This is a genomic window from Polynucleobacter hirudinilacicola (genome assembly GCF_002192535.1).
Lineage (GTDB): Bacteria > Pseudomonadota > Gammaproteobacteria > Burkholderiales > Burkholderiaceae > Polynucleobacter > Polynucleobacter hirudinilacicola.
Genome location: NZ_NAIA01000003.1, coordinates 149,944 through 168,595, shown reverse-complemented (window position 1 = coordinate 168,595; position 18,652 = coordinate 149,944). Strand labels below are relative to the sequence as shown.

23 protein-coding genes are annotated in these 18,652 nt (G+C 44.5%); 20 read left to right on the top strand and 3 right to left on the bottom strand.

From position 1 onward, the window contains the following. Nucleotides 1-200: 200 nt before the first annotated feature. Both B6A14_RS05025 and B6A14_RS05020 read left to right on the top strand, forming a co-directional pair. Nucleotides 201-1,904 (top strand): amidohydrolase, encoded by a 1,704-nt coding sequence (locus tag B6A14_RS05025; RefSeq protein WP_087909375.1) that lies wholly within the window; start codon nt 201-203, stop codon nt 1,902-1,904. Between the two features lie 93 nt (nt 1,905-1,997). Then, nucleotides 1,998-2,546, top strand: a complete 549-nt coding sequence (locus B6A14_RS05020; protein WP_087909374.1) for a phasin family protein — start codon at nt 1,998-2,000, stop codon at nt 2,544-2,546. Between the two features lie 29 nt (nt 2,547-2,575). Here B6A14_RS05020 and B6A14_RS05015 read toward each other — a convergent pair whose 3' ends face one another. Both B6A14_RS05015 and B6A14_RS05010 read right to left on the bottom strand, forming a co-directional pair. Further along, entirely contained in the window at nt 2,576-3,475 is a 900-nt protein-coding gene (locus B6A14_RS05015; RefSeq protein WP_087909373.1) for a histone deacetylase family protein, read from the bottom strand. Beyond that, nucleotides 3,472-3,846, bottom strand: coding sequence for a DUF2237 family protein (locus B6A14_RS05010; protein WP_087909372.1), 375 nt, complete (start codon nt 3,844-3,846; stop codon nt 3,472-3,474). The genes B6A14_RS05015 and B6A14_RS05010 overlap by 4 nt, the downstream gene beginning before the upstream one ends. A 62-nt stretch (nt 3,847-3,908) precedes the next feature. Here B6A14_RS05010 and B6A14_RS05005 point away from each other — a divergent pair, with 62 nt between their 5' ends. The 18 genes from B6A14_RS05005 to B6A14_RS04925 all read left to right on the top strand — a co-directional run bounded on the left by B6A14_RS05005 (nt 3,909) and on the right by B6A14_RS04925 (nt 17,629). Continuing rightward, complete coding sequence (locus tag B6A14_RS05005) at nt 3,909-4,319, top strand: thiol-disulfide oxidoreductase DCC family protein (RefSeq protein WP_087909371.1); 411 nt, start codon at nt 3,909-3,911, stop codon at nt 4,317-4,319. Between the two features lie 2 nt (nt 4,320-4,321). Continuing rightward, a complete protein-coding gene (locus B6A14_RS10310; protein WP_201721479.1) occupies nt 4,322-4,630 on the top strand; it encodes a hypothetical protein in 309 nt (102 codons plus the stop codon). After that, complete coding sequence (locus B6A14_RS10305) at nt 4,593-4,868, top strand: chalcone isomerase family protein (protein ID WP_201721478.1); 276 nt, start codon at nt 4,593-4,595, stop codon at nt 4,866-4,868. Before B6A14_RS10310 ends, B6A14_RS10305 begins: the two co-directional genes overlap by 38 nt. A gap of 18 nt (nt 4,869-4,886) precedes the next feature. Then, nucleotides 4,887-5,420: a DUF3833 domain-containing protein gene (locus B6A14_RS04995; RefSeq protein WP_087910279.1), complete on the top strand. Its 534-nt coding sequence runs from the start codon at nt 4,887-4,889 to the stop codon at nt 5,418-5,420. 82 nt (nt 5,421-5,502) lie between these two features. Continuing rightward, nucleotides 5,503-5,937 carry a DUF2452 domain-containing protein gene (locus tag B6A14_RS04990; RefSeq protein WP_087909370.1) on the top strand — a complete coding sequence of 145 codons (435 nt, stop codon included), beginning with the start codon at nt 5,503-5,505 and terminating at the stop codon, nt 5,935-5,937. 34 nt (nt 5,938-5,971) lie between these two features. After that, nucleotides 5,972-6,952, top strand: coding sequence for a quinone oxidoreductase family protein (locus B6A14_RS04985; protein ID WP_087909369.1), 981 nt, complete (start codon nt 5,972-5,974; stop codon nt 6,950-6,952). Nucleotides 6,953-7,055: 103 nt separating this feature from the next. After that, entirely contained in the window at nt 7,056-8,471 is a 1,416-nt protein-coding gene (locus tag B6A14_RS04980; RefSeq protein WP_087909368.1) for an MltF family protein, read from the top strand. A gap of 201 nt (nt 8,472-8,672) precedes the next feature. Then, complete coding sequence (ccmA, locus tag B6A14_RS04975) at nt 8,673-9,320, top strand: cytochrome c biogenesis heme-transporting ATPase CcmA (protein WP_087909367.1); 648 nt, start codon at nt 8,673-8,675, stop codon at nt 9,318-9,320. Then, nucleotides 9,317-9,982: a heme exporter protein CcmB gene (gene ccmB, locus B6A14_RS04970; RefSeq protein ID WP_087909366.1), complete on the top strand. Its 666-nt coding sequence runs from the start codon at nt 9,317-9,319 to the stop codon at nt 9,980-9,982. Before ccmA ends, ccmB begins: the two co-directional genes overlap by 4 nt. Further along, nucleotides 9,979-10,755 (top strand): heme ABC transporter permease CcmC, encoded by a 777-nt coding sequence (ccmC, locus tag B6A14_RS04965; protein ID WP_087909365.1) that lies wholly within the window; start codon nt 9,979-9,981, stop codon nt 10,753-10,755. Before ccmB ends, ccmC begins: the two co-directional genes overlap by 4 nt. Beyond that, the gene (ccmD, locus tag B6A14_RS04960; protein WP_087909364.1) at nt 10,755-10,943 is read left to right on the top strand and encodes a heme exporter protein CcmD; all 189 of its coding nucleotides are present in this window, start codon (nt 10,755-10,757) and stop codon (nt 10,941-10,943) included. The genes ccmC and ccmD overlap by 1 nt, the downstream gene beginning before the upstream one ends. Beyond that, a complete protein-coding gene (gene ccmE / locus B6A14_RS04955; RefSeq protein WP_087909363.1) occupies nt 10,940-11,374 on the top strand; it encodes a cytochrome c maturation protein CcmE in 435 nt (144 codons plus the stop codon). The genes ccmD and ccmE overlap by 4 nt, the downstream gene beginning before the upstream one ends. After that, complete coding sequence (locus tag B6A14_RS04950; protein ID WP_087909362.1) at nt 11,371-13,290, top strand: heme lyase CcmF/NrfE family subunit; 1,920 nt, start codon at nt 11,371-11,373, stop codon at nt 13,288-13,290. Before ccmE ends, B6A14_RS04950 begins: the two co-directional genes overlap by 4 nt. Next, on the top strand, nt 13,287-13,817 hold the full coding sequence (locus B6A14_RS04945) for a DsbE family thiol:disulfide interchange protein (RefSeq protein WP_087909361.1): 531 nt from the start codon (nt 13,287-13,289) through the stop codon (nt 13,815-13,817). The genes B6A14_RS04950 and B6A14_RS04945 overlap by 4 nt, the downstream gene beginning before the upstream one ends. Then, nucleotides 13,814-14,287, top strand: a complete 474-nt coding sequence (locus B6A14_RS04940; protein ID WP_087909360.1) for a cytochrome c-type biogenesis protein — start codon at nt 13,814-13,816, stop codon at nt 14,285-14,287. The genes B6A14_RS04945 and B6A14_RS04940 overlap by 4 nt, the downstream gene beginning before the upstream one ends. Continuing rightward, entirely contained in the window at nt 14,284-15,468 is a 1,185-nt protein-coding gene (gene ccmI / locus B6A14_RS04935; protein WP_087909359.1) for a c-type cytochrome biogenesis protein CcmI, read from the top strand. Before B6A14_RS04940 ends, ccmI begins: the two co-directional genes overlap by 4 nt. Nucleotides 15,469-15,550: 82 nt before the next feature. Continuing rightward, a complete protein-coding gene (locus B6A14_RS04930; RefSeq protein WP_236635666.1) occupies nt 15,551-16,666 on the top strand; it encodes a TAXI family TRAP transporter solute-binding subunit in 1,116 nt (371 codons plus the stop codon). 207 nt (nt 16,667-16,873) lie between these two features. Next, the gene (locus B6A14_RS04925; RefSeq protein ID WP_087909358.1) at nt 16,874-17,629 is read left to right on the top strand and encodes a 2OG-Fe dioxygenase family protein; all 756 of its coding nucleotides are present in this window, start codon (nt 16,874-16,876) and stop codon (nt 17,627-17,629) included. Between the two features lie 5 nt (nt 17,630-17,634). Here the strand turns inward: B6A14_RS04925 and B6A14_RS04920 are convergent, their stop codons facing one another. Beyond that, complete coding sequence (locus B6A14_RS04920; RefSeq protein ID WP_087909357.1) at nt 17,635-18,618, bottom strand: Bug family tripartite tricarboxylate transporter substrate binding protein; 984 nt, start codon at nt 18,616-18,618, stop codon at nt 17,635-17,637. Nucleotides 18,619-18,652: the final 34 nt, after the last annotated feature.

Below are 18,652 nucleotides of genomic sequence, written 5' to 3'. Positions count from 1 at the left end.
TGTATCTATTACAAGGAGTCAGCTTGGATCAGTGTTCAAAATCGTGGGCCTTATCGATCGGCGTACTATTAATCATTGCCGCATGTGTTTTTGCTTATATCAACATCAAGCCTAATGCAGTAAATTTTCAATACTAATTCGGGTTCTTTTCGGAACATCACCAGGTTCATATCACGCTTAATTTATTTGGATTCTATTTCATGAAATTTTCATCAAAGATTCTTATTGCAGCACTCGTTACTTATTCCGCAATGACTGTTGCGCAAAATAATGCGGACACCATTTTTTATGGTGGATCTATTCTGACCGTAAACGCGAAGAATGATGAAGTAGAAGCGCTTGCTATCAAGGATGGAAAAATTGTTGCTACAGGCACTAAGGCTGAAGTAATCAAAGGATGGCAGACTAGCTCTACTAAGCTTGTAAATTTACAGGGTAAAACTGCAATGCCGGGTTTAATCGATCCTCACGTTCATATCATTTTGACGGCAGTTGGTGAATACCTGTGGCTAGACCTCTCTAACTTCACTACTAAGTACGATACGGTAGCAAGCTTGAGTAATAAATTAAAGGCGCACCTAAAGACTTTGCCAAAAGGGCAATGGCTCATGGGTTTTGGGGTTGATCCATCACGTACTAACCCATTCATGGCGGAATTAACTGCGGATGTTCTGGACAAGGTTAGTACTGAAGTGCCTATTTTTGTCTTAAATCAATCTGGGCATATTGCATATGTCAATCACAAGGCTTATGAAATTGCGGGCATCACTGATAGCACTCCTAATCCAGCTGGTGGCGGTGTATTTCAGAAGAATGCCCAAGGCAAACTCACAGGAGTTTTGATTGAAGGCGCTGCTTATGCACCCTTCATGGAAAAAATGCCTCCCCCATCGGATGCGGATTTACTCAAAGCGGTTCAAAAAACTGGCAAGATGATTGCATCCAAAGGTGTCACCACTACTACCGAAATTACCGTAGGTGCCATGTTAGGCTTGGATAATGAAGTGAAGTTGCTCCAAGGTGCAACTGCGAGTAAAGATTGGCCGCTGCGCGTGAGGGGCTACTTATATGGCCCCGCGATTCCAAAAGGCTTTAATGCCATTAAGCCAAATGATGGAAATGATCGCTTACGTTTTGTGGGAGTTAAATTTGTATCCGATGGCTCTACCCAAGGGTTAACTGCTGCGTTAAATCAACCCTATACTTACCCCGCTGGCACCAAGAGGCTAGGTGATCTTGACTATAAAGATGAAGACATCTACGGTTTAATCAAGCCATTTTTTGATCAAGGCTGGCAACTATCCATTCATGCTAATGGTGATCGTGCCGTTGACCAAACTCTTAATAACTATGCAAAGTTATTGTTGGGTAATACAAAACCTGAAACTCGCCGTTTGCGCATTGAGCACTTCACTATCAATACACCAGAACAAGTTAAAAAGGCGGTGCAGTTAGGCATTGTTCCTGGATTTACTGTTGGCCATGTAGATTACTGGGGCGCAGCGTTTCATAATCACATCGTTGGCCCAGAGCGCGCTAGTCGAATTGCTCCAGGCGCCTCATTTAAAAAAGAGGGTGCACGCTTTACTTACCACAGCGACTCTCCGATTTCTCCAGTCAGTCCATTGCGTTATATCTCTGAAGGCGTTGATCGTTTATGGCAAAAGTCACCACGCGAGGTCTTAGGTCCAAATGAGCGTGTAACTGTTGACGATGCTATTCGGGCTGTAACCATTAATGCAGCTTATCAATTAATGTCTGACGATAAGATTGGTAGCTTGGAAGTCGGTAAGCAGGCTGACTTAGTCATTCTGGATAAAAATCCTCGTAAGACAAGCCCTGAACAAATTGCCAATATCAAAGTCAGGGAAACCTGGATTGATGGCAAAAAGCAGGCCTGGTGATAGTAAGCCCTCAGTTTCTACTGGTATTCCTCTATAGAAAGCTCCTCTAACGAGAGTAGATTGCTATTAGTGATCACTACTTGAGGGGTTTATATGAGCAAAAATCCATTTGATATGAGCGCCATGCCTGGCCAGCAAAGGGCTATAGATGCCACTACGGCTGCAGGGCGTGTAGCCACTGAAAGTGCCCAAGCCATCGCAAAAATTAATCAACAGGCAGCCCAAGAATTGGCTGAGTTGGTTCAGAAAAGAGTTTCTGAGCTCATGCAGACTCAAGACCCTCGCACTGCGTTTGAATATGTTCATGCTGAAGTTTTGCAAGATGCTGCTAAAGAGGTGACTCAGTATCAACATCAACTCATGCAGATTCTCAAGAGCGGTAATCAAGAATTAGCTGCCATCGCAGAAAATTTGATTCAGGAATCTAAGACAGATTTAATTCATTTTGTAAACGATGCAACTAATAATGCGCCTATTGGTAGTGAGGCTTATGTATCGGTTTTTAAGACTTCATTCAACAATGCGCTGCAAAATTTTGAATTGATTCGCTCTGCAATGAATGATTCATATACCAACTTTGAGAAGGGTGTAGAAAGTATGAGTAAGCTTCCTACGCCTAAGGTGAAGCCGAGCAAGAAGTAAGTAGAGTTCGTTCTTTTAGACTACTGTTGCTAGTACTGCTGCTGAAACTGCAGGGCGGTTCTGATGGTTTGGAAATGTATATCAACAGTAGATTCAATTTCTTTTCCATAGCCGCCTGCCATTGACATGGCTACAGGTAGTTTTCTATCTAAGGCATATTGAAAAACAGTTTCATCTCTTAAGCGCATGCCATCTTTACTAATCTTTAATCTTCCCAGACGATCCCCTTCGTGGGGGTCTGCCCCCGCAAGATAAATCAAGCAGTCCGCTTGAAAGCGAGAGCTCAGTTCATCAAGGCACTTTTTTAAAGAGCTTAAGTAGGTTTCATCTGTGGATCCATCGGCTAAGCCTAAATCCAGATCACTTTGCTCTTTTTTAAAAGGGAAATTATTCTCACCGTGAATCGAGAGGGTAAAGATTGAGGAATCGTTTTGCAGAATAGAGGCTGTGCCATTGCCTTGATGGACATCCAAATCAATAATGGCAACCTTTAATTTTGAACTGATTTCTTTTTGGAGGGTGCGCGCCGCAATGGCGGAGTCATTAAAGACGCAAAATCCACTGCCCATATCGCGATAGGCATGGTGGGTTCCTCCTGCTAAATTAACGGCAATGCCTTCTGTAAGAGCAGTTTTTGCAGCAGCGACAGTTGCTCCTGCCGAGCGGCGAGAGCGCTCAACCATTTTTTCACTCCAAGGGAAACCAATCTCTCTTTGCTCTAGAGGGCTTAGTTTTCCTTCAATGATGTTGATGAGGTAGTTGGGGTCGTGGGCATAGAGAATTTGGGTGTCGCTAGCCGCTGGTGCTTCAACCAAGTCGATAGCGGTAATAGTATTGACTAGATCTCTTAGGCGAGAATATTTCTCCATCGGGAAGCGATGCCCTGCTGGCAGGGGTAATACAAAATGATCTGTATAAAAAGCCTTCACACTTCACTCGCGTACTGCTGCAAGACATCCAAGGAAACAGTTTCTAGAGCATTGATGTGGGTGCTCTCTAGCTTGATGAGCGGTGCACATTGTGCGTTGGCAGCTTCTACCCAGCGTGTAATACATAGGCACCATTGATCTCCAGCAACTAGCCCTGGAAATTGGTACTCTGGCCTTGGGGTACTTAGATCATTTCCTTTTTCAAGGCTAAATTGTAAAAATTCTGTTGTGACAACAGCACAAACTAAGTGACTACCCACATCGTCTTCATTGGTTTTACAGCAGCCATCTCTAAAGAAGCCTGTTAGCGGATCAAAGGAACAGGGGATTAAAGGCTCTCCAAATACGTTTAAGGCAACTTCCTTTTGCATGACATTCCTAAATAGTGTTGTTGTCAGCCAGTTTATTCAATAAGCCTTAAACTTGCTGAGCCATGAATACACTTGAAAAACTCACCCTCTTTTACGATGGCGCCTGCCCTTTATGTCAGGCAGAAATTCTATTTTTATCTAGAAGAAATCAAGCTGGTCTATTGGATTTCGTGGATATCAATTCTGAGCGTTTTGATTCTGACAAAATAGGTATTTCTTGTGAACAAGCCTTAGCAGCTATGTATGGCCAACATGCCAATGGAGTTTTAATTCAGGGCGTGGCTGTTTTCCCAGAGGCCTATCGCCGCGCGAATCTTCCATTCTTAGCTTGGATATTCTCGAGAAAGTTATTACAACCAATATTGCAAGTAGGATATCGATTCTTCGCTAAAAACCGGCATGCTATTTCTGGCTTATTCGGTCCTGCAGCCTTAAGTTTAGTCAAAGCCACTTCTCCAAAGAGTACATCTTGAAAATGTTAAAGAATCTTGTCATTTTATGCGGAGCTATTTTTCTCTTAGCTTCCAATAGCTTTGCGCGAGATATTTCTTATATTGATAGCGTATTAAATCCGGCCAAGCTACAGGGTAGTGGCAGATTAAATTGGTTCGGTTTTCATATTTACGATGCATCGTTTTATCGTTCAGGTGTGCCATCTTCGCCAGAGTTTGCTCTCAATATTCGCTATCAAAAATCATTTACTGGTGTCTCTATTGCCAATCGCACCGCTGACGAGATGAAAAAAAATGGGCGTTCCAGATACCCAGGTAGCAATCTGGGGTAGGGAGCTCAGTAGTATCTTGCCCAATATTGAGTCAGGCCAAACCTTGACGGCAATTTATACGCCTAAACAGGGAACCATTTTTTTTCATGATGGTAAACGCGTTGCTCAAATACCTGGAACAGAATTTTCAAAAGCATTCTTTGGTATTTGGTTAGATCCTAAAACGAGCGCACCCAAGTTGCGCAATGAATTACTAGGGCAAGGTTGCCCACCACCACTATTTAATGAGGCTTGCTAAGTGAACCACTATTTTTCTCTGAAGTCTCTCGCCATACTTACAAGTACATTTTTATTACTTGCTTGTTCAGGCCCGAATGTGAAGCAATACGCCAATGAGAAGCCCGTATTAGATTTGAGTGAGTATTTTTCTGGAACCATTGATGCGTATGGAATTTTCACTGATCGTAGTGGTGAAGTGAAGAAGCGTTTTACTGTTTTGATAAATGCAGATTGGAAAGTGGTTGATGGTAAGAAGGTCGGCATTCTAGACGAGAGTTTTGATTATTCGGATGGCAGCAAACAAAAACGTATTTGGACTTTGATAGAGCAATCTCCTGGAAAATATATTGGTAGAGCTGATGATGTCGTGGGCGATGCTCAAGGCGATCTGGCTGGCAATGCACTGAATTGGACCTATACCCTGGCCTTGCCCGTTGATGGCACGATTTACCACGTGCAATTTAATGACTGGATGTACCTTGTCAGCCCTAAAGTGATGTTGAATAAGGCCAAAATGAGCAAGTTCGGCATTGAGCTCGGTGAGGTTACCCTGAGCTTTTATAAGCGCTAAGCAGATACCCTAAATTTGTGTCACACTTTCTAAGTAGCGGCATAAATCAGGGGCATAGAGTTCCGAGAACATCTAAAAAATCATGAGAATAGAAGATACCGATCCAGCAAGACATGCTGGGATTGAATATCCAATGGAAGTTGGAGCCCCTGTATTTGCCCCTATCAAGGTAGTTGAAGAAAAAGATAAAGCGGTTAATGTTGCACGCCAAAATGCCAAGCTAGAGTACGAACGCATTATGGAGCAGGCAGAGGTTTTGATGAAGCAGGCTCGTGCATTGCAGGCAAGGCTCGATGCTACTGAGATGGTTCATAGTGCGAAATTTAGTTTCAATCCCATTCATGGAAAAATTTATCACCTGTATTACGACAGCAGAAATGCTGTCAACGTCCTGATTCAGAATGGTCCTAAAGAGTGGAGCTGTGGTATTCCAGATGGCTGGACCTATTCAATGGCTGTGAAGAAATTGGGTGACAGTACCTGGGCCGTGATTGAGGAAGATGCTCTTACTGTATGATTTTTGTATTTAACAATAATAAATAAGGTGACACGTGACAAAAGCTCGAGTTGTTAGTCTTTCTGAACTAGGCGGTGCTGAGGTAATCAAGGTGATTGATCAAGAGTTGCCTCCTCCAGCAAAAGGTGAAGTACAAATTCGTCAAACGGCCATTGGCTTTAACTTCATTGATGTGTATCAGCGTTCTGGCTACTATCCGCTTGATCTGCCTACCGGCCTTGGTCATGAGGCAGTGGGTGTCGTTGAAGCTTTGGGTGATGGTGTGACCGGTCTTAAAGTGGGCGACCGCGTGATGTATATGAATGCTGGTATCGGTGCATATGCAAGCGCTCGAAATGTTGCCGCTGATAAGTTAGTACCAGTACCAAGCAATGTATCTGATGAGGTTGCGGCAGCAGTATTTTTTAAAGCAATGACTGCTCAGTACCTCATTCAGAAAACCTATAAAGTTAAAGCAGGAGACGTGGTGTTAGTTCACGCTGCTGCTGGTGGTGTTGGCCAAATTTTAGCGGGTTGGGCAAAAGCGCTTGGTGCGTTCGTGGTTGGTACAGTTGGTTCGCAGGCAAAGATGGCTGCTGCTAAAGAGGCGGGATGTGATGCAGTAGTGGATTACTCTCAGCCAAATTGGGTTGAAGAGGTGTTGAAAGCGACTGGTGGTAAGAAGGCAAATGTGGTTTATGACTCTGTTGCTAAAACAACTTTCATGGGTTCACTAGATTGCGTTGCTCCTTTTGGAACATTGGCTCTGTTTGGTGCCGCCTCTGGACCTGCTCCTGAAATTCAGCCAGAGATTTTGAATAAGAAGGGCTGTCTATTTTTAACCAGGCCTTCTGTCTTTCCTCATAACGCTACGCATGCATTGTTGCAAGAGAATGCAAAGGCAGTATTTGATGCAATTGCCAAGGGCTACGTTAAGGTACAAATCGGCGCAAAGTTTCCTTTGGAACAAGCTGCAGATGCCCATCGCGCTGCTGAAGGCAGAAAGGTCTCTGGCGCCATTGTGATGATTCCTTAGGCTTTCAGTTTCTTGTGATACAGGCCCCGCTTATGCGGGGCTTTTTACATCTAGCGCTAGTTATAATCTAGATACATACACGTACTCCTTGAAGGCGCCTTTGGTGACCCAAATTAAAAAAATCAAGATCTATGGACTAGCAATTGCTCTGAGCTTGCTTTCATTGATCTGTTTTGCGCAAACAAATAAGACCCCTGAAATTTGGTCTGGTAGCTATCCTGAAATGATTGAGCGCGGCGAAATTCGTGTGGCCGTTCCTTATGACCGAACTATTTATGTAAGTGATAAGGGAGTGCAACGCGGATTGGCGGTCGAGGTTTCTAAAGGCTTGGCAAAGTGGATCAACGCGAAGTACGTTGGCCAGCTGAAAGGTAAGCCTATATCAATCAAGCTAGTTCCCATAATCGCTCCTGATCTATTAAATAGTCTAACTTCTGGACGAGCCGATTTTGCGATTGGAGATATTGGACTATATGAACCCATTCCAAATTCTCAGAACTTCATTACCAATCATGCGCATAGAGTGCAGCAAGAAGTTCTTGTCACAGGCCCAAGCTCAGCTCAACTACAAAAGATAGATGATCTATCTGGGCAGACGGTTTACGGTAGTCGCAATACCAATTTTCAAAAAACCTTGAGTGTGCTCAATAAAGAGCTGAGGCGGGATGGCAAATTACCGGTCAACTTAGCTTCACCATTGGGTGATTTGGATGATGAAGATTTATTAGAGATGTTGAACTCTGGTTTGATTTCGTATGTCATTGTTGGAGACTGGAAATTTAAATTATGGCAGTCAATTTATAAAAATCTCACCATGCATGAGGATCTCGCTGTCCAAGATTCTGGCTGGGTGGGTTGGGTGGTGCGCGCTACCAATTCGGATCTCAATGATGACCTCAAAGGTTTTTATGAAAGCGATGACTTTGTAAAATCACTCACTGCATTTCGTCAAGCGGACTATAAGCAGCACCTGAAGGGTTTAAAGGATCCGATAGATAAAAACCTTTGGACACGCTTTGAATCTATGCGACCTCTGTTTAATCGATTTGGTGCACAGTACAAATTAAATCCGCTGGTGATTGCATCTTTGGGATTCCAAGAAACCTTACTGAATCAAAGTGCAGTAAGTTCAGTGGGTGCTATAGGCGTCATGCAATTAATGCCTGCTACAGGCATGTCTCTGGGCGTTGGAGATATCCATCTTCTAGAGCCTAATATTCATGCTGGCGCTGACTACATGAATCAACTCATCAATAAGTATTTTCAAGATGCAAAATTTGAGGGTATCAATCGCTCTTTATTTGCAGTTGCCTCGTACAACATCGGTCCGAATAATGTTGCCAAGGCTAGGGATCAGGCCAAACAATTAGGTTTTGATCCCAATCGATGGTTTGGTAATGTTGAATTTATCGCAACAGAACATATGGGTTATGAACCCATGATTTATGTCCGTAATGTCTATAAGTACTACATCTCTTATAGTTTGAGGCTCAAAGAAATCCAGAGCATTCAGCCTTAGTCTTAATTACCCCTAAGGCCATCGTGTCTTTTGACGGATAGTCTGCCCTTCCTTGATTTTATTTGCTCGGGACTCGTCTATAATTCTCTAAGCATCTGAATTAAAAGGAATTATTCCTAAAAATCCATTTCTGCTGGTTTGACAGTCCCTCTGGGCTCTTGGACAATGCATGCGGTGGTTTGATTCAAGCCACAACCTCAAATGACAGCCAATATTTCCACAACCTCTAGTAAAAATGACCTAGTACTTGAAGGCCGCGGACTTCGCTGTGTCCGAGGTGAAAGACAATTATTTACGGATCTCAATATTCGGATTACATCCGGAAATTGTTTGCATGTCCGCGGCGAGAATGGCGTTGGTAAAACGAGTTTATTGCGGCTATTGACGGGTTTGTCAAAACCAGAGTCTGGTGAGGTTTTCTGGTGTGATCATTCAATCGCGATTGACCCAGCTACCTATCATCGCGAACTCTTATTTCTGGGTCATCGAGATGCTTTAAAAGAAGATCTCACTGCCTTAGAAAATCTACAGATGTATGCGGCGCTAGATGATGTTGCTCTTTCGCAAGAACAAGCATTGGCTGCTTTATGGCGGTTTGGTTTGCGAGGTCGTGAAAATTTATCGGTCAACTGTTTGTCTGCCGGACAAAAGCGCCGCGTTCTCATGGCGCGCATGTTAACGCGTCAGGCTAAGCTGTGGATTTTGGATGAACCCTTTAATGCCTTAGATATAGAGGCAGTTCATGAGCTTCGGAATCTGATTATTGAGCATATTGCTAGCGGTGGACTTGTTGTATTAACAAGCCATCAAGAAGTGCATATTCCGAACGTACAGGTTCTAGAGCTATGAGAGCCTTGCTTGCCATCATTCGTCGAGACTTGCTTTTGGTGATGCGCCGAAAGAGTGAAGTCCTTACTGCATTATTTTTCTTTGTGGTAGTGACAAGTTTATTTCCCCTCGGCATTGGGGCTGATGCCGCTTTATTGAGAAAAATTGCCCCAGGCGTCATTTGGGTTGCAGCGTTGCTAGCCACCCTATTAGGTTTACATCGCATGTTTGCTGCTGACTATCAGGACGGCGCTCTAGAGCAGATGGCTTTATCCCCTCAACCCATGGTGTTATTAGTTGCAGGAAAAATCATTGCACATTGGATGGTTTGCGGTCTACCTTTGGTACTCTTGGCTCCGATTATTGGCATTCAATTTGATTTGGATGCCAATTCTTTATCTGTATTGATGGCCACCCTCTTACTGGGAACTCCAGTACTATCTTTGTTGGGTTCGATCGGTGCGGCTTTAACCCTGGGGGTCCGAGGGGGTAGTGTATTGATGAGCTTATTAATTTTGCCTTTGTATATTCCAGTACTCATTTTCGGTGCTGGTGCTGTATATGCCAATAGCGTAGGTTTGGATATATCTGGTCATTTTTCCTTGCTCAGCGCTTTATTGATTTTGGCTTTAGCATTTGTACCTTGGGTTAGCGCTGCTGCCGTAAAGATTGCAATTGAATGAATCAGGTAAATAATTCTTCTTTTTCTAATAGTCGCTTGATTAACTGGTTTAAGTTATCAAGCCCTAGCGCCTTTTATCCGCTCGCCGGAAAATTGATTCCTATTTTTTGGGCTCTTGCTGCTATCTTTGGTTTAGCTGGTTTGTGGATCAGCTTTTTTGTTGCCCCAGTAGATGCAGTTCAAGGTCAGGGTTATCGAATTATTTTTGTTCATGTCCCCGCTTCATGGATGTCGATGTTTCTATATCTCGTCATGGCTGCATGGGCTGGACTAGGCTTAGTTTTTAATACCCGCTTATCCGCCATGATGGCCCAAGCTTTAGCTCCGATTGGAGCATGGATGGCGTTCTTATCCTTATGGACCGGAGCATTTTGGGGTAAACCAATGTGGGGCGCTTGGTGGGTTTGGGATGCACGTCTAACTTCTGAATTGATCTTGCTATTTTTATATCTGGGTTTTATTGCCTTACAGGCATCCATTGATAACCCCCGTCGTGCCGATAAAGCAGGTGCTATTTTGGCTTTGGTGGGCGTAGTGAACGTACCGATTATTTATTTCTCGGTGAAATGGTGGAATACCTTGCATCAGGGCGCCTCAGTTTCTCTAACAAAAGCACCCGCAATGGCACAGACTATGCTGTGGGGAATGCTTTTGATGGCTTTATGTTTTTGGATGTATTCGATTGCGGTGGGTTTGATGCGAGTGCGAGCCATTATTTTGGAGCGTGAGGCCCATACTGATTGGGTGAGACAATTGAGCGAGGTCAAGAACTAATGTGGAATAGTCCAGCAGAATTCTTTGCAATGGGCGGCTATGCGCTGTATGTGTGGAGTAGCTTTGGTGCATGTGCCCTAGTTCTATTGTTTGAGCCCTTGGCAGTACGCGCTCGTTTTAAAGCAATTGTGCAAAGACTCAAGCAAGAACAGTTAGCTGAGCAGTTTGATAGAGAAAGTGGTAAGTGAAGCCGAGACATAAACGCGCGTTAATTATTGTTGCCGCTCTAGTAGTCATTGGAGTGGCCGCGCTATTGATTCTCAATGCACTCAATAGCAATATTGCTTTGTATGTAACTCCCAGTGATGTTGCTGCAGGTAAGGCTCCACAGGGGCAAGTATTTCGTATTGGCGGCATGGTTAAAGATGGCTCTGTAAAGCGTGATGGCTTGACAGTCCATTTTGTGATTACTGATCTTGCAAAAGATATTCCAGTTGCTTACACAGGCATCCTTCCAGATTTGTTTAAAGAAGGTAAGGGTGCCGTGATTCAAGGTCGTATGAATGCAAATGGAGAGTTCGTCGCCAGTGAGGTTCTGGCTAAGCATGATGAAAACTATATGCCGCCTGAGGCAAAGCATGCTCTAGACCAAGCTCAAAAAAATGGAAACAATAAATGATTCCTGAGTTTGGGCATTACGCATTAATTCTTGCGCTTTGTGTAGCCCTGATCCAAGGAGTGCTTCCTCTGGTTGGCGCACACCAAGGCCGCCGCGAGTGGTTAGTACTGGCAAGACCTGCTGCTCAAACCGTCTTTTTACTTCTGGCTATTGCCTTTGTAATCTTGGCTTGGAGTTTTTATAGTAACGACTTTTCAGTTCTCTATGTCGCTGAGCACTCTAATTCTCTGATGCCTGTGATGTATCGTTTGGGCGCTGTGTGGGGTGGACATGAAGGCTCCTTACTCTTATGGGTGTTCTTATTAAGTACTTGGACTATTTTGGTAGCTCAACTCTCTAAGGCCTTAGATGAGTTTATGGTTGCTAGGGTAATCGGCGTTTTGGGCTTAGTGACCAGCGGACTTCTATTGTTTGTTCTCACAACCTCAAATCCATTTATGCGTTTGCTTCCGGCAGCGCAAGACGGTCGCTCTTTAAATCCTCTCTTGCAAGATCCTGGTTTGGTGTTTCATCCGCCGATGTTGTATATGGGATATGTTGGTTTCTCAGTAGCTTTTGCTTTTGCGATTGCCTCTTTGCTATCTGGAAGATTGGATGCAGCTTGGGCGCGCTGGTCCCGGCCATGGACAACGGCTGCTTGGGTGTTTCTCACTCTTGGTATTGCTCTGGGTTCTTGGTGGGCTTACTACGAGCTGGGTTGGGGCGGTTGGTGGTTCTGGGATCCAGTGGAGAACGCATCCTTTATCCCTTGGCTCGTCGGCACGGCGCTATTACATTCCTTAGCCGTTACAGAAAAGCGCGGTGGCTTTAAGAGTTGGACTGTACTGTTAGCAATTACAGCATTCTCACTATCTCTATTGGGAACCTTCTTAGTGCGCTCAGGTGTGCTGACATCAGTTCATGCTTTTGCCACTGACCCTAGGCGCGGTATTTTTATCCTGATTTTCTTGGTAGTTGTAGTTGGATCATCTTTAACCCTATATGCATGGCGTGCACCAAAGAGTTCTCTTGGCGGTAAATTTAGCTTTAGCTCAAGAGAGACTTTTATCCTTCTAGGAAACGTATTCTTAGTTGTTTCTGCTGGTTCGGTATTGCTTGGAACTTTATATCCTTTGTTGATCGATGCTCTTCACTTAGGAAAGATTTCAGTAGGGCCTCCTTATTTCAATAGCGTGTTTGTACCCATCATGATTCCTTTGTTGGTGTTAATGGGTATTGGCCCCTGGACTAGCTGGAAAAATTCAGAGCTGCCAGCGGTAATTAAACGCTTATGGCTTGCAGGATTGGTTGCAGTTTTTGCAGGTATTGCTATTCCGCTCATGATGGGCGAGTTCACTTGGCTTGCTGGCATTGGTTTCTTGTTGGCATTTTGGGTAATTGCCTCGGGGTGCTTGCAGATTATTCGTCAGGCTAAAGCAGGTAAGCCAACGCGTTCATTTATTGGCATGCAGGTGGCCCATCTTGGAATTGCTGTATTTGTGATTGGTGTCACGATGGTTGGTGCGTATCAAGAGGAAAAAGATGTTCGCATGTCTGCAGGTGAGACGGTGACAGTAGGCGGATATCAAATTCAGCTGCAAGGCGTTAATCTCGTGCCGGGGCCAAATTATCAGGCAATGCGCGGTACTTTCTTGCTCAGCAAGAACGGGGGTTCCCAGACTTCCTTGTATCCAGAGAAGCGGAATTACTTCTCATCAACCATGCCAATGACTGAAGCTGCGATTGATGTAGGTCTTACACGAGACATCTATGTTTCGCTTGGTGAAGAACTACCTGATAAATCTTGGGCAGTACGAGTGTATTACAAGCCTTTTGTTGACTGGATCTGGGGCGGCTGTTTATTGATGGCTCTTGGTGGAGTGTTGGCAATCTCTGATAAGCGCTATCGTATGAAATTGAAAAGACAAGCTTCATGAAGGCCAAGTTTTTAATTCCTCTAGTGCTATTTTTGATCTTGGCAGTATTTCTGGCAATCGGCCTTAATCGGGATCCACATGAAGTGCCATCCCCATTAATTAATAAGCCGGCACCAGCATTTGAGATCCCACAGTTATCAGAGTCTAACCAGTCTTTTTCTCCTGCCAGTATGAAGGGCCAAGTCTGGATATTGAATGTTTGGGCATCTTGGTGTGTGGCTTGCCGCGAAGAGCATCCGGTATTGGTCGAGCTTGCCAAGTCAAAGATGGCGCCTATTATTGGTTTGGACTACAAAGATAAGCGTGAAGATGCGCTCGCCATGTTGGCCAAACAAGGTAATCCATACCAACTATCCGCTTTTGATTCCAATGGGCGCGTTGGAATTGATTATGGTGTTTATGGCGTGCCTGAAACCTATGTGATCGATAAAGCCGGCATTATCCGTTTTAAGCATATCGGCCCGATTACGATGGATTTACTCAATAAGAAGATTTATCCATTGATCAGCGAGCTTCAGAAATCATGAAAATATTTTTACTCATGATCCTCTGTGCGCTGAGCTTTAGCTCACCCTCTGCTAAAGATGCTACGCTTTTAGCAGACGACCCTGTGACTGAACAACGCTTGATTAGCATTTCTGAAGAAATGCGTTGCTTGGTTTGTCAGAATGAATCTCTGGCTGGATCGCGCTCTGATTTAGCCAATGATCTCCGACGAGAAATTCGCACTCTGATTAAAGAGGGTAAGAGCGATGATCAAATCAGAAACTTTATGGTTGAGCGCTATGGAGATTTTGTTCTGTACCGTCCACCTGTAAAGCCAATTACCTGGCTTCTTTGGATTGGCCCCTTCATCATTCTTTTGATTGGCGTAGCAGTGCTATTTACTTATTTACGCCGCAGAAATAGTGCCGTTACTACCATCGCCTTATCGGATGATGACAATAAGAGAATTGATGCCTTGCTCAATGCCAAAGATGAGAAAGGGGCGCTATGACTACTTTTCTGATCTCCGCTTTTCTATTATTGGTGCTAGTGCTACTTCTGCTATTGCGTCCATTCATGTTCCCGGCAAAAGTAGAGGCAACGTCTCGCCGTCAAATGAATGCTGCTATTTATCGTGAAGAGCTTGAGAAATTAGAGGCAGAGCGCACTTCAGGCTCGATCAGCGCCGCTGATTATGAAATTGCCCATGCTGAAATGCGTCAGCGCCTCTTTCAGGATACAAACGAAGAGGACGATCGTTCTGTGATGGGTTCAAGCAAGATCACGGTGATTAGTCTGTGTCTATTTGTGTCGGTACTTTCGGCAGGCTTTTATTTCTCATTAGGAGACGCCACTCGCATTGCTGAACAGGGTAATCAGCAACCCATGACTCAAGAAGGTGTTGAGGCAATGGTTTCTGAGTTTGCGGCGAAGATGGAAAAGGACCCAACCAATTTGAAGGGCTGGGTAATGCTGGCCCGTTCATATCGCATCTTAGGTCGCAATGAAGACGCTGCAAAGGCGTATGAACGCGCAGGAGATTTTATTAACTCAGATCCTCAGCTACTGGCTGATTATGCTGATGTGTTGGCTGCTAACGCCAATGGTAGCTTTGCCGGTAAACCTTTAAAACTTATTAATGAAGCGCTCAGCTTAGATCCTAACAATCTAATGGCGCTATGGCTCTCTGGAACAGCCTCTTATACTGCTGGAAACTATCAGGCAGCTGTACAAACTTGGGAGAAGCTTGCACAACAGCTGCCTCCGGGCTCGGAAGAGGCACGCTCAATCGCGGAATCTATTTCTGACGCGCGGACTAAAGGTGGGCTCTCATCTAAAGCCCTTGTTAGCAATAAAGGAATTAGCGGCAAGATTGAGATATCTGCTAGTTTGAAATCTCAAGTGAAATCGGGCGATATTGTGATGGTGATTGCACGTAAGTCTGGCGAACGTATGCCAGTTGCCGTGCTGAAGACTTCTGCCGCAGAGTTTCCAATGAATTTTGCTTTAACGGATGCTTTGGCGATGAACCCAAGCGCACCACTTTCTCAAATTGCCGAAGCCTCTATTGAGGTCAGAATCTCTAAAACGGGGATGGCAAAGCCCGAGCCAGGAGATTTGATTTCAGCTCCGCAAACGGTGAAGGTCGGAGCAAGCAACGTCAAGCTAGTGATTGACCAGATACGCCAGTAAGTCCTAGTGAGCCCCCTAATTGGACAGGCATTTGCCTATTTTTATCGGCGGGGCATAATGCAAAAAAATATTAGAGACTTCTATGAAATCCCTGAAAAAATACCTTTTTAATCCTGTAGCCGTAATGGCCGCCTTTATTGTGGCGATGGCCACTCTTTTTAGTATCTTGTGGATCCTCATCCCACCCCCACCAAAGGTAATAGAGATGGCAGCTGGCCTGCCTTCAGGACTTTATTACCAATTTGGGGAGCGCTTAAAGGCTGAGCTTGCACAGGACAGGATCACGCTTGATGTTTTGGAGACTGGTGGGACGGTTGACAATCTCAAGTTGCTGGGCGATTCAAAATCAGAAGTAGATTTTGCGATCGTACAAGGTGGCATTGCTGACGTTGCTCAATACCCCAAGCTTGTTTCGATTGCTGGAATGTATTACGAGCCAGTCTGGGTTTGGTATCGGGAGGAGGCATTTAAGGGTGAGGGTGGCTTGAAAGTCCTTAACCAATTAAAAGGTAAGCGTGTTTCCATTGGTAACGAGGGAAGTGGCACCCTAGTGCTTAGCAACGCCCTGCTAAAAGTTAGTGGTTTATCAGAAGATCAATTGCGTGCAGAAACAATAAAGCCCGATCAGGCTGTCGAAAAACTGAATCGTGGAGAGTTGGATGTTGCGTTTGTTGTGGCCGCTGCTGAGGCGCCCATCATCAAAAAATTCTATCAAGTTCCCGGTATTCGTTTAATGAACTTTGAGCAGGCGGATGCTTACACGCGTAATCTGCCATACCTTTCCAAAGTGAATGTGCCCAGAGGCTTGCTGAGCATTGAGCATGATATACCGCGACAGGATATACAAGTCATCGCCCCTACAGCCACACTGGTTGCCAAGGAGGATATTAGCCCTGCATTGGTATCCCTGTTGTTAGGGGCTTCGTACGATATTCTGAGATCGTATTCACGCTTACAAAAAGTAGGTGAGTTTCCTTCTAGTATTGGATTAGATTTTCCTTTGCATGTCGACGCAGAGATTTATTTAAAAGATGGACCTTCTTTCTTGCATCGTCATCTGCCATTTTGGACTGCTGTTTGGGTTGGGAGATTTGTAAAAATTGTCATTCCACTTTTGGTGATCTTTATTCCGCTATTTACCTATATTCCAGCACTAAAAAAACTTTTTCTTAAAACTCAAGCTTGCACAGGTTTATGAGGAACTGAAGGTGATTGAGAAGAATGTATTAAATCCTGACCTCAAGGAGAAAAATTTGAAAGATCTGGAGGCAATAGAGCACCGAGTCAGGGGTATGAAAGTTTCAATGATGGATGCCAAGGAGTGGTATGACCTTAAGGGGCATATAGGAGACGTTCGAATACGCTTAAATCTATATAGTTAAGATGATTGCCCTAAAATACCTACATGACTAATGCCATACCAGCGCCAAAACTGACCCCGACTAAAGAGCTTACTCAAGCTTTGCGGTCACAGGGATATGTCGTGGCATCAGCTGAGACCGTTTCTGAAATGAGTCAGGTACCGCTAGCGAATTTGCTGAACTTAACTCAGTTTTGGGAGGGCTTACCGCGCGATCCTTATTTAAAAGATGGTGGCCGTTACCGTTTTCGTCGTCATGCAAGCTATGAGATTGAGGGCGGTCATCTCAATTTAGTGCCACATCGCGCTCATTGGCAGTCTGTCGATTACAACGCTTTGCATGGTGGTATTGAGCGTTGGTTTGAGCCTGTTCAACCAGCTTTGTTAAATGATCCTGCCTGGCAGTCTCTTTTGCTGGGTCTTGCTCAAGTCTTGAGTGGATTAAAGCCAGTTAAGACTTGGTCTGTAGAGGCTCATCAATTTCGGATTGATACCACTGATGGTATTGGCCGCCCAACACCTGAGGGTGCTCACCGTGACGGGGTCGATTTTGTAGCAGTATTTTTACTCGATCGGGTAGGCATTAAGGGTGGAGAAACCAGAATTTTTGATGCCTCTGGTTCTGCTGGTTTACGCTTTACCTTAGCTCAACCTTGGTCGGTATTGCTCATGAATGATGAGAAGATGATTCATGAGTCAACTCCGATTCAGCCGCTTGGAGATTATGGCTATCGAGATACCTTGGTTCTTACCTTTAGATCGAATGGTTTTCAGGATTCCCCAAATCGAAGTCAGCAGTAAAAGCCTTATTCTGGTTCAATGCCAGCCTCCTTAATAGCCTTAGCCCATTTTGCAGTCTCTAATTTAATTTTTTGAGCAAGCGCCTCTGGAGTGCCGGGTTGAGTTTCAAAGCCCATTGCAGAAAAGCGCTCAATCACATCTTTAGATTTGGCTGCCTCATTAATCACTTTGTTGAGTCTAAGAATCGCATCTTTGGGCATATCGGCAGGTCCGAATACAGCAAAAAAGGCGATTAATTCATAACCCTTAATGCCAAGAGCCTCATTAACGGTAGGTAATTCTGGAATGGCTGGTGAGCGCTTCAGAGATGTCACCGCGAGGCCACGAATTTTTCCTGCCTGTACTTGTGGCAAGCTCACTCCAAAGTCAGACGTGAACATATTGACTTGTCCGCCGATAACATCTGTCATCGCATTTGGGCCGCTCTTGTAAGAGACGCCGGTCATTTTGATGTCTGCCGCACTAGCTAGCATTTCTGAAGAAACGCGCTGCGATGTACTGGCATAAGCAAAAGTCATTTTTCCAGGATTGGCTTTAGCAAGCGATACAAATCCATTCAGTGATTTAGCAGGCACATCATTATTAATGGCAATAATGAGCGGTGCTGAACCAAAATATCCAATTGGCGCAAAAGCAGTCTCTTGGTTGTAGGGTAGGTTTTTGACTAGGCTTTTGAGTGCGGCATTCGTACTGTTGGTTCCAAACAAAATTGTGTATCCATCTGCAGGTGCTTTAGCAACAAAATCAGCTCCAATCAATCCATTAGCTCCTGGGCGATTTTCAATGACTACTGGTTGACCTAAGAGCTCAGACATCTTGGCTGCGAAAGCCCGACCAATTTGGTCGGTTGTGCTGCCTGGAGCAAATGGAACGATGGCCTTAATGGGTTTAGATGGGTAGTTATCGGCCAGCGCCAGGGTGCTGCCAAGGCAAATTGAAAGGGTGACACCCAGTTTGATTAAATTTCCTAAAATACGATTATTTTTCATACTGTCTCCATCGATTTTTACTTAGTGTAGCGGG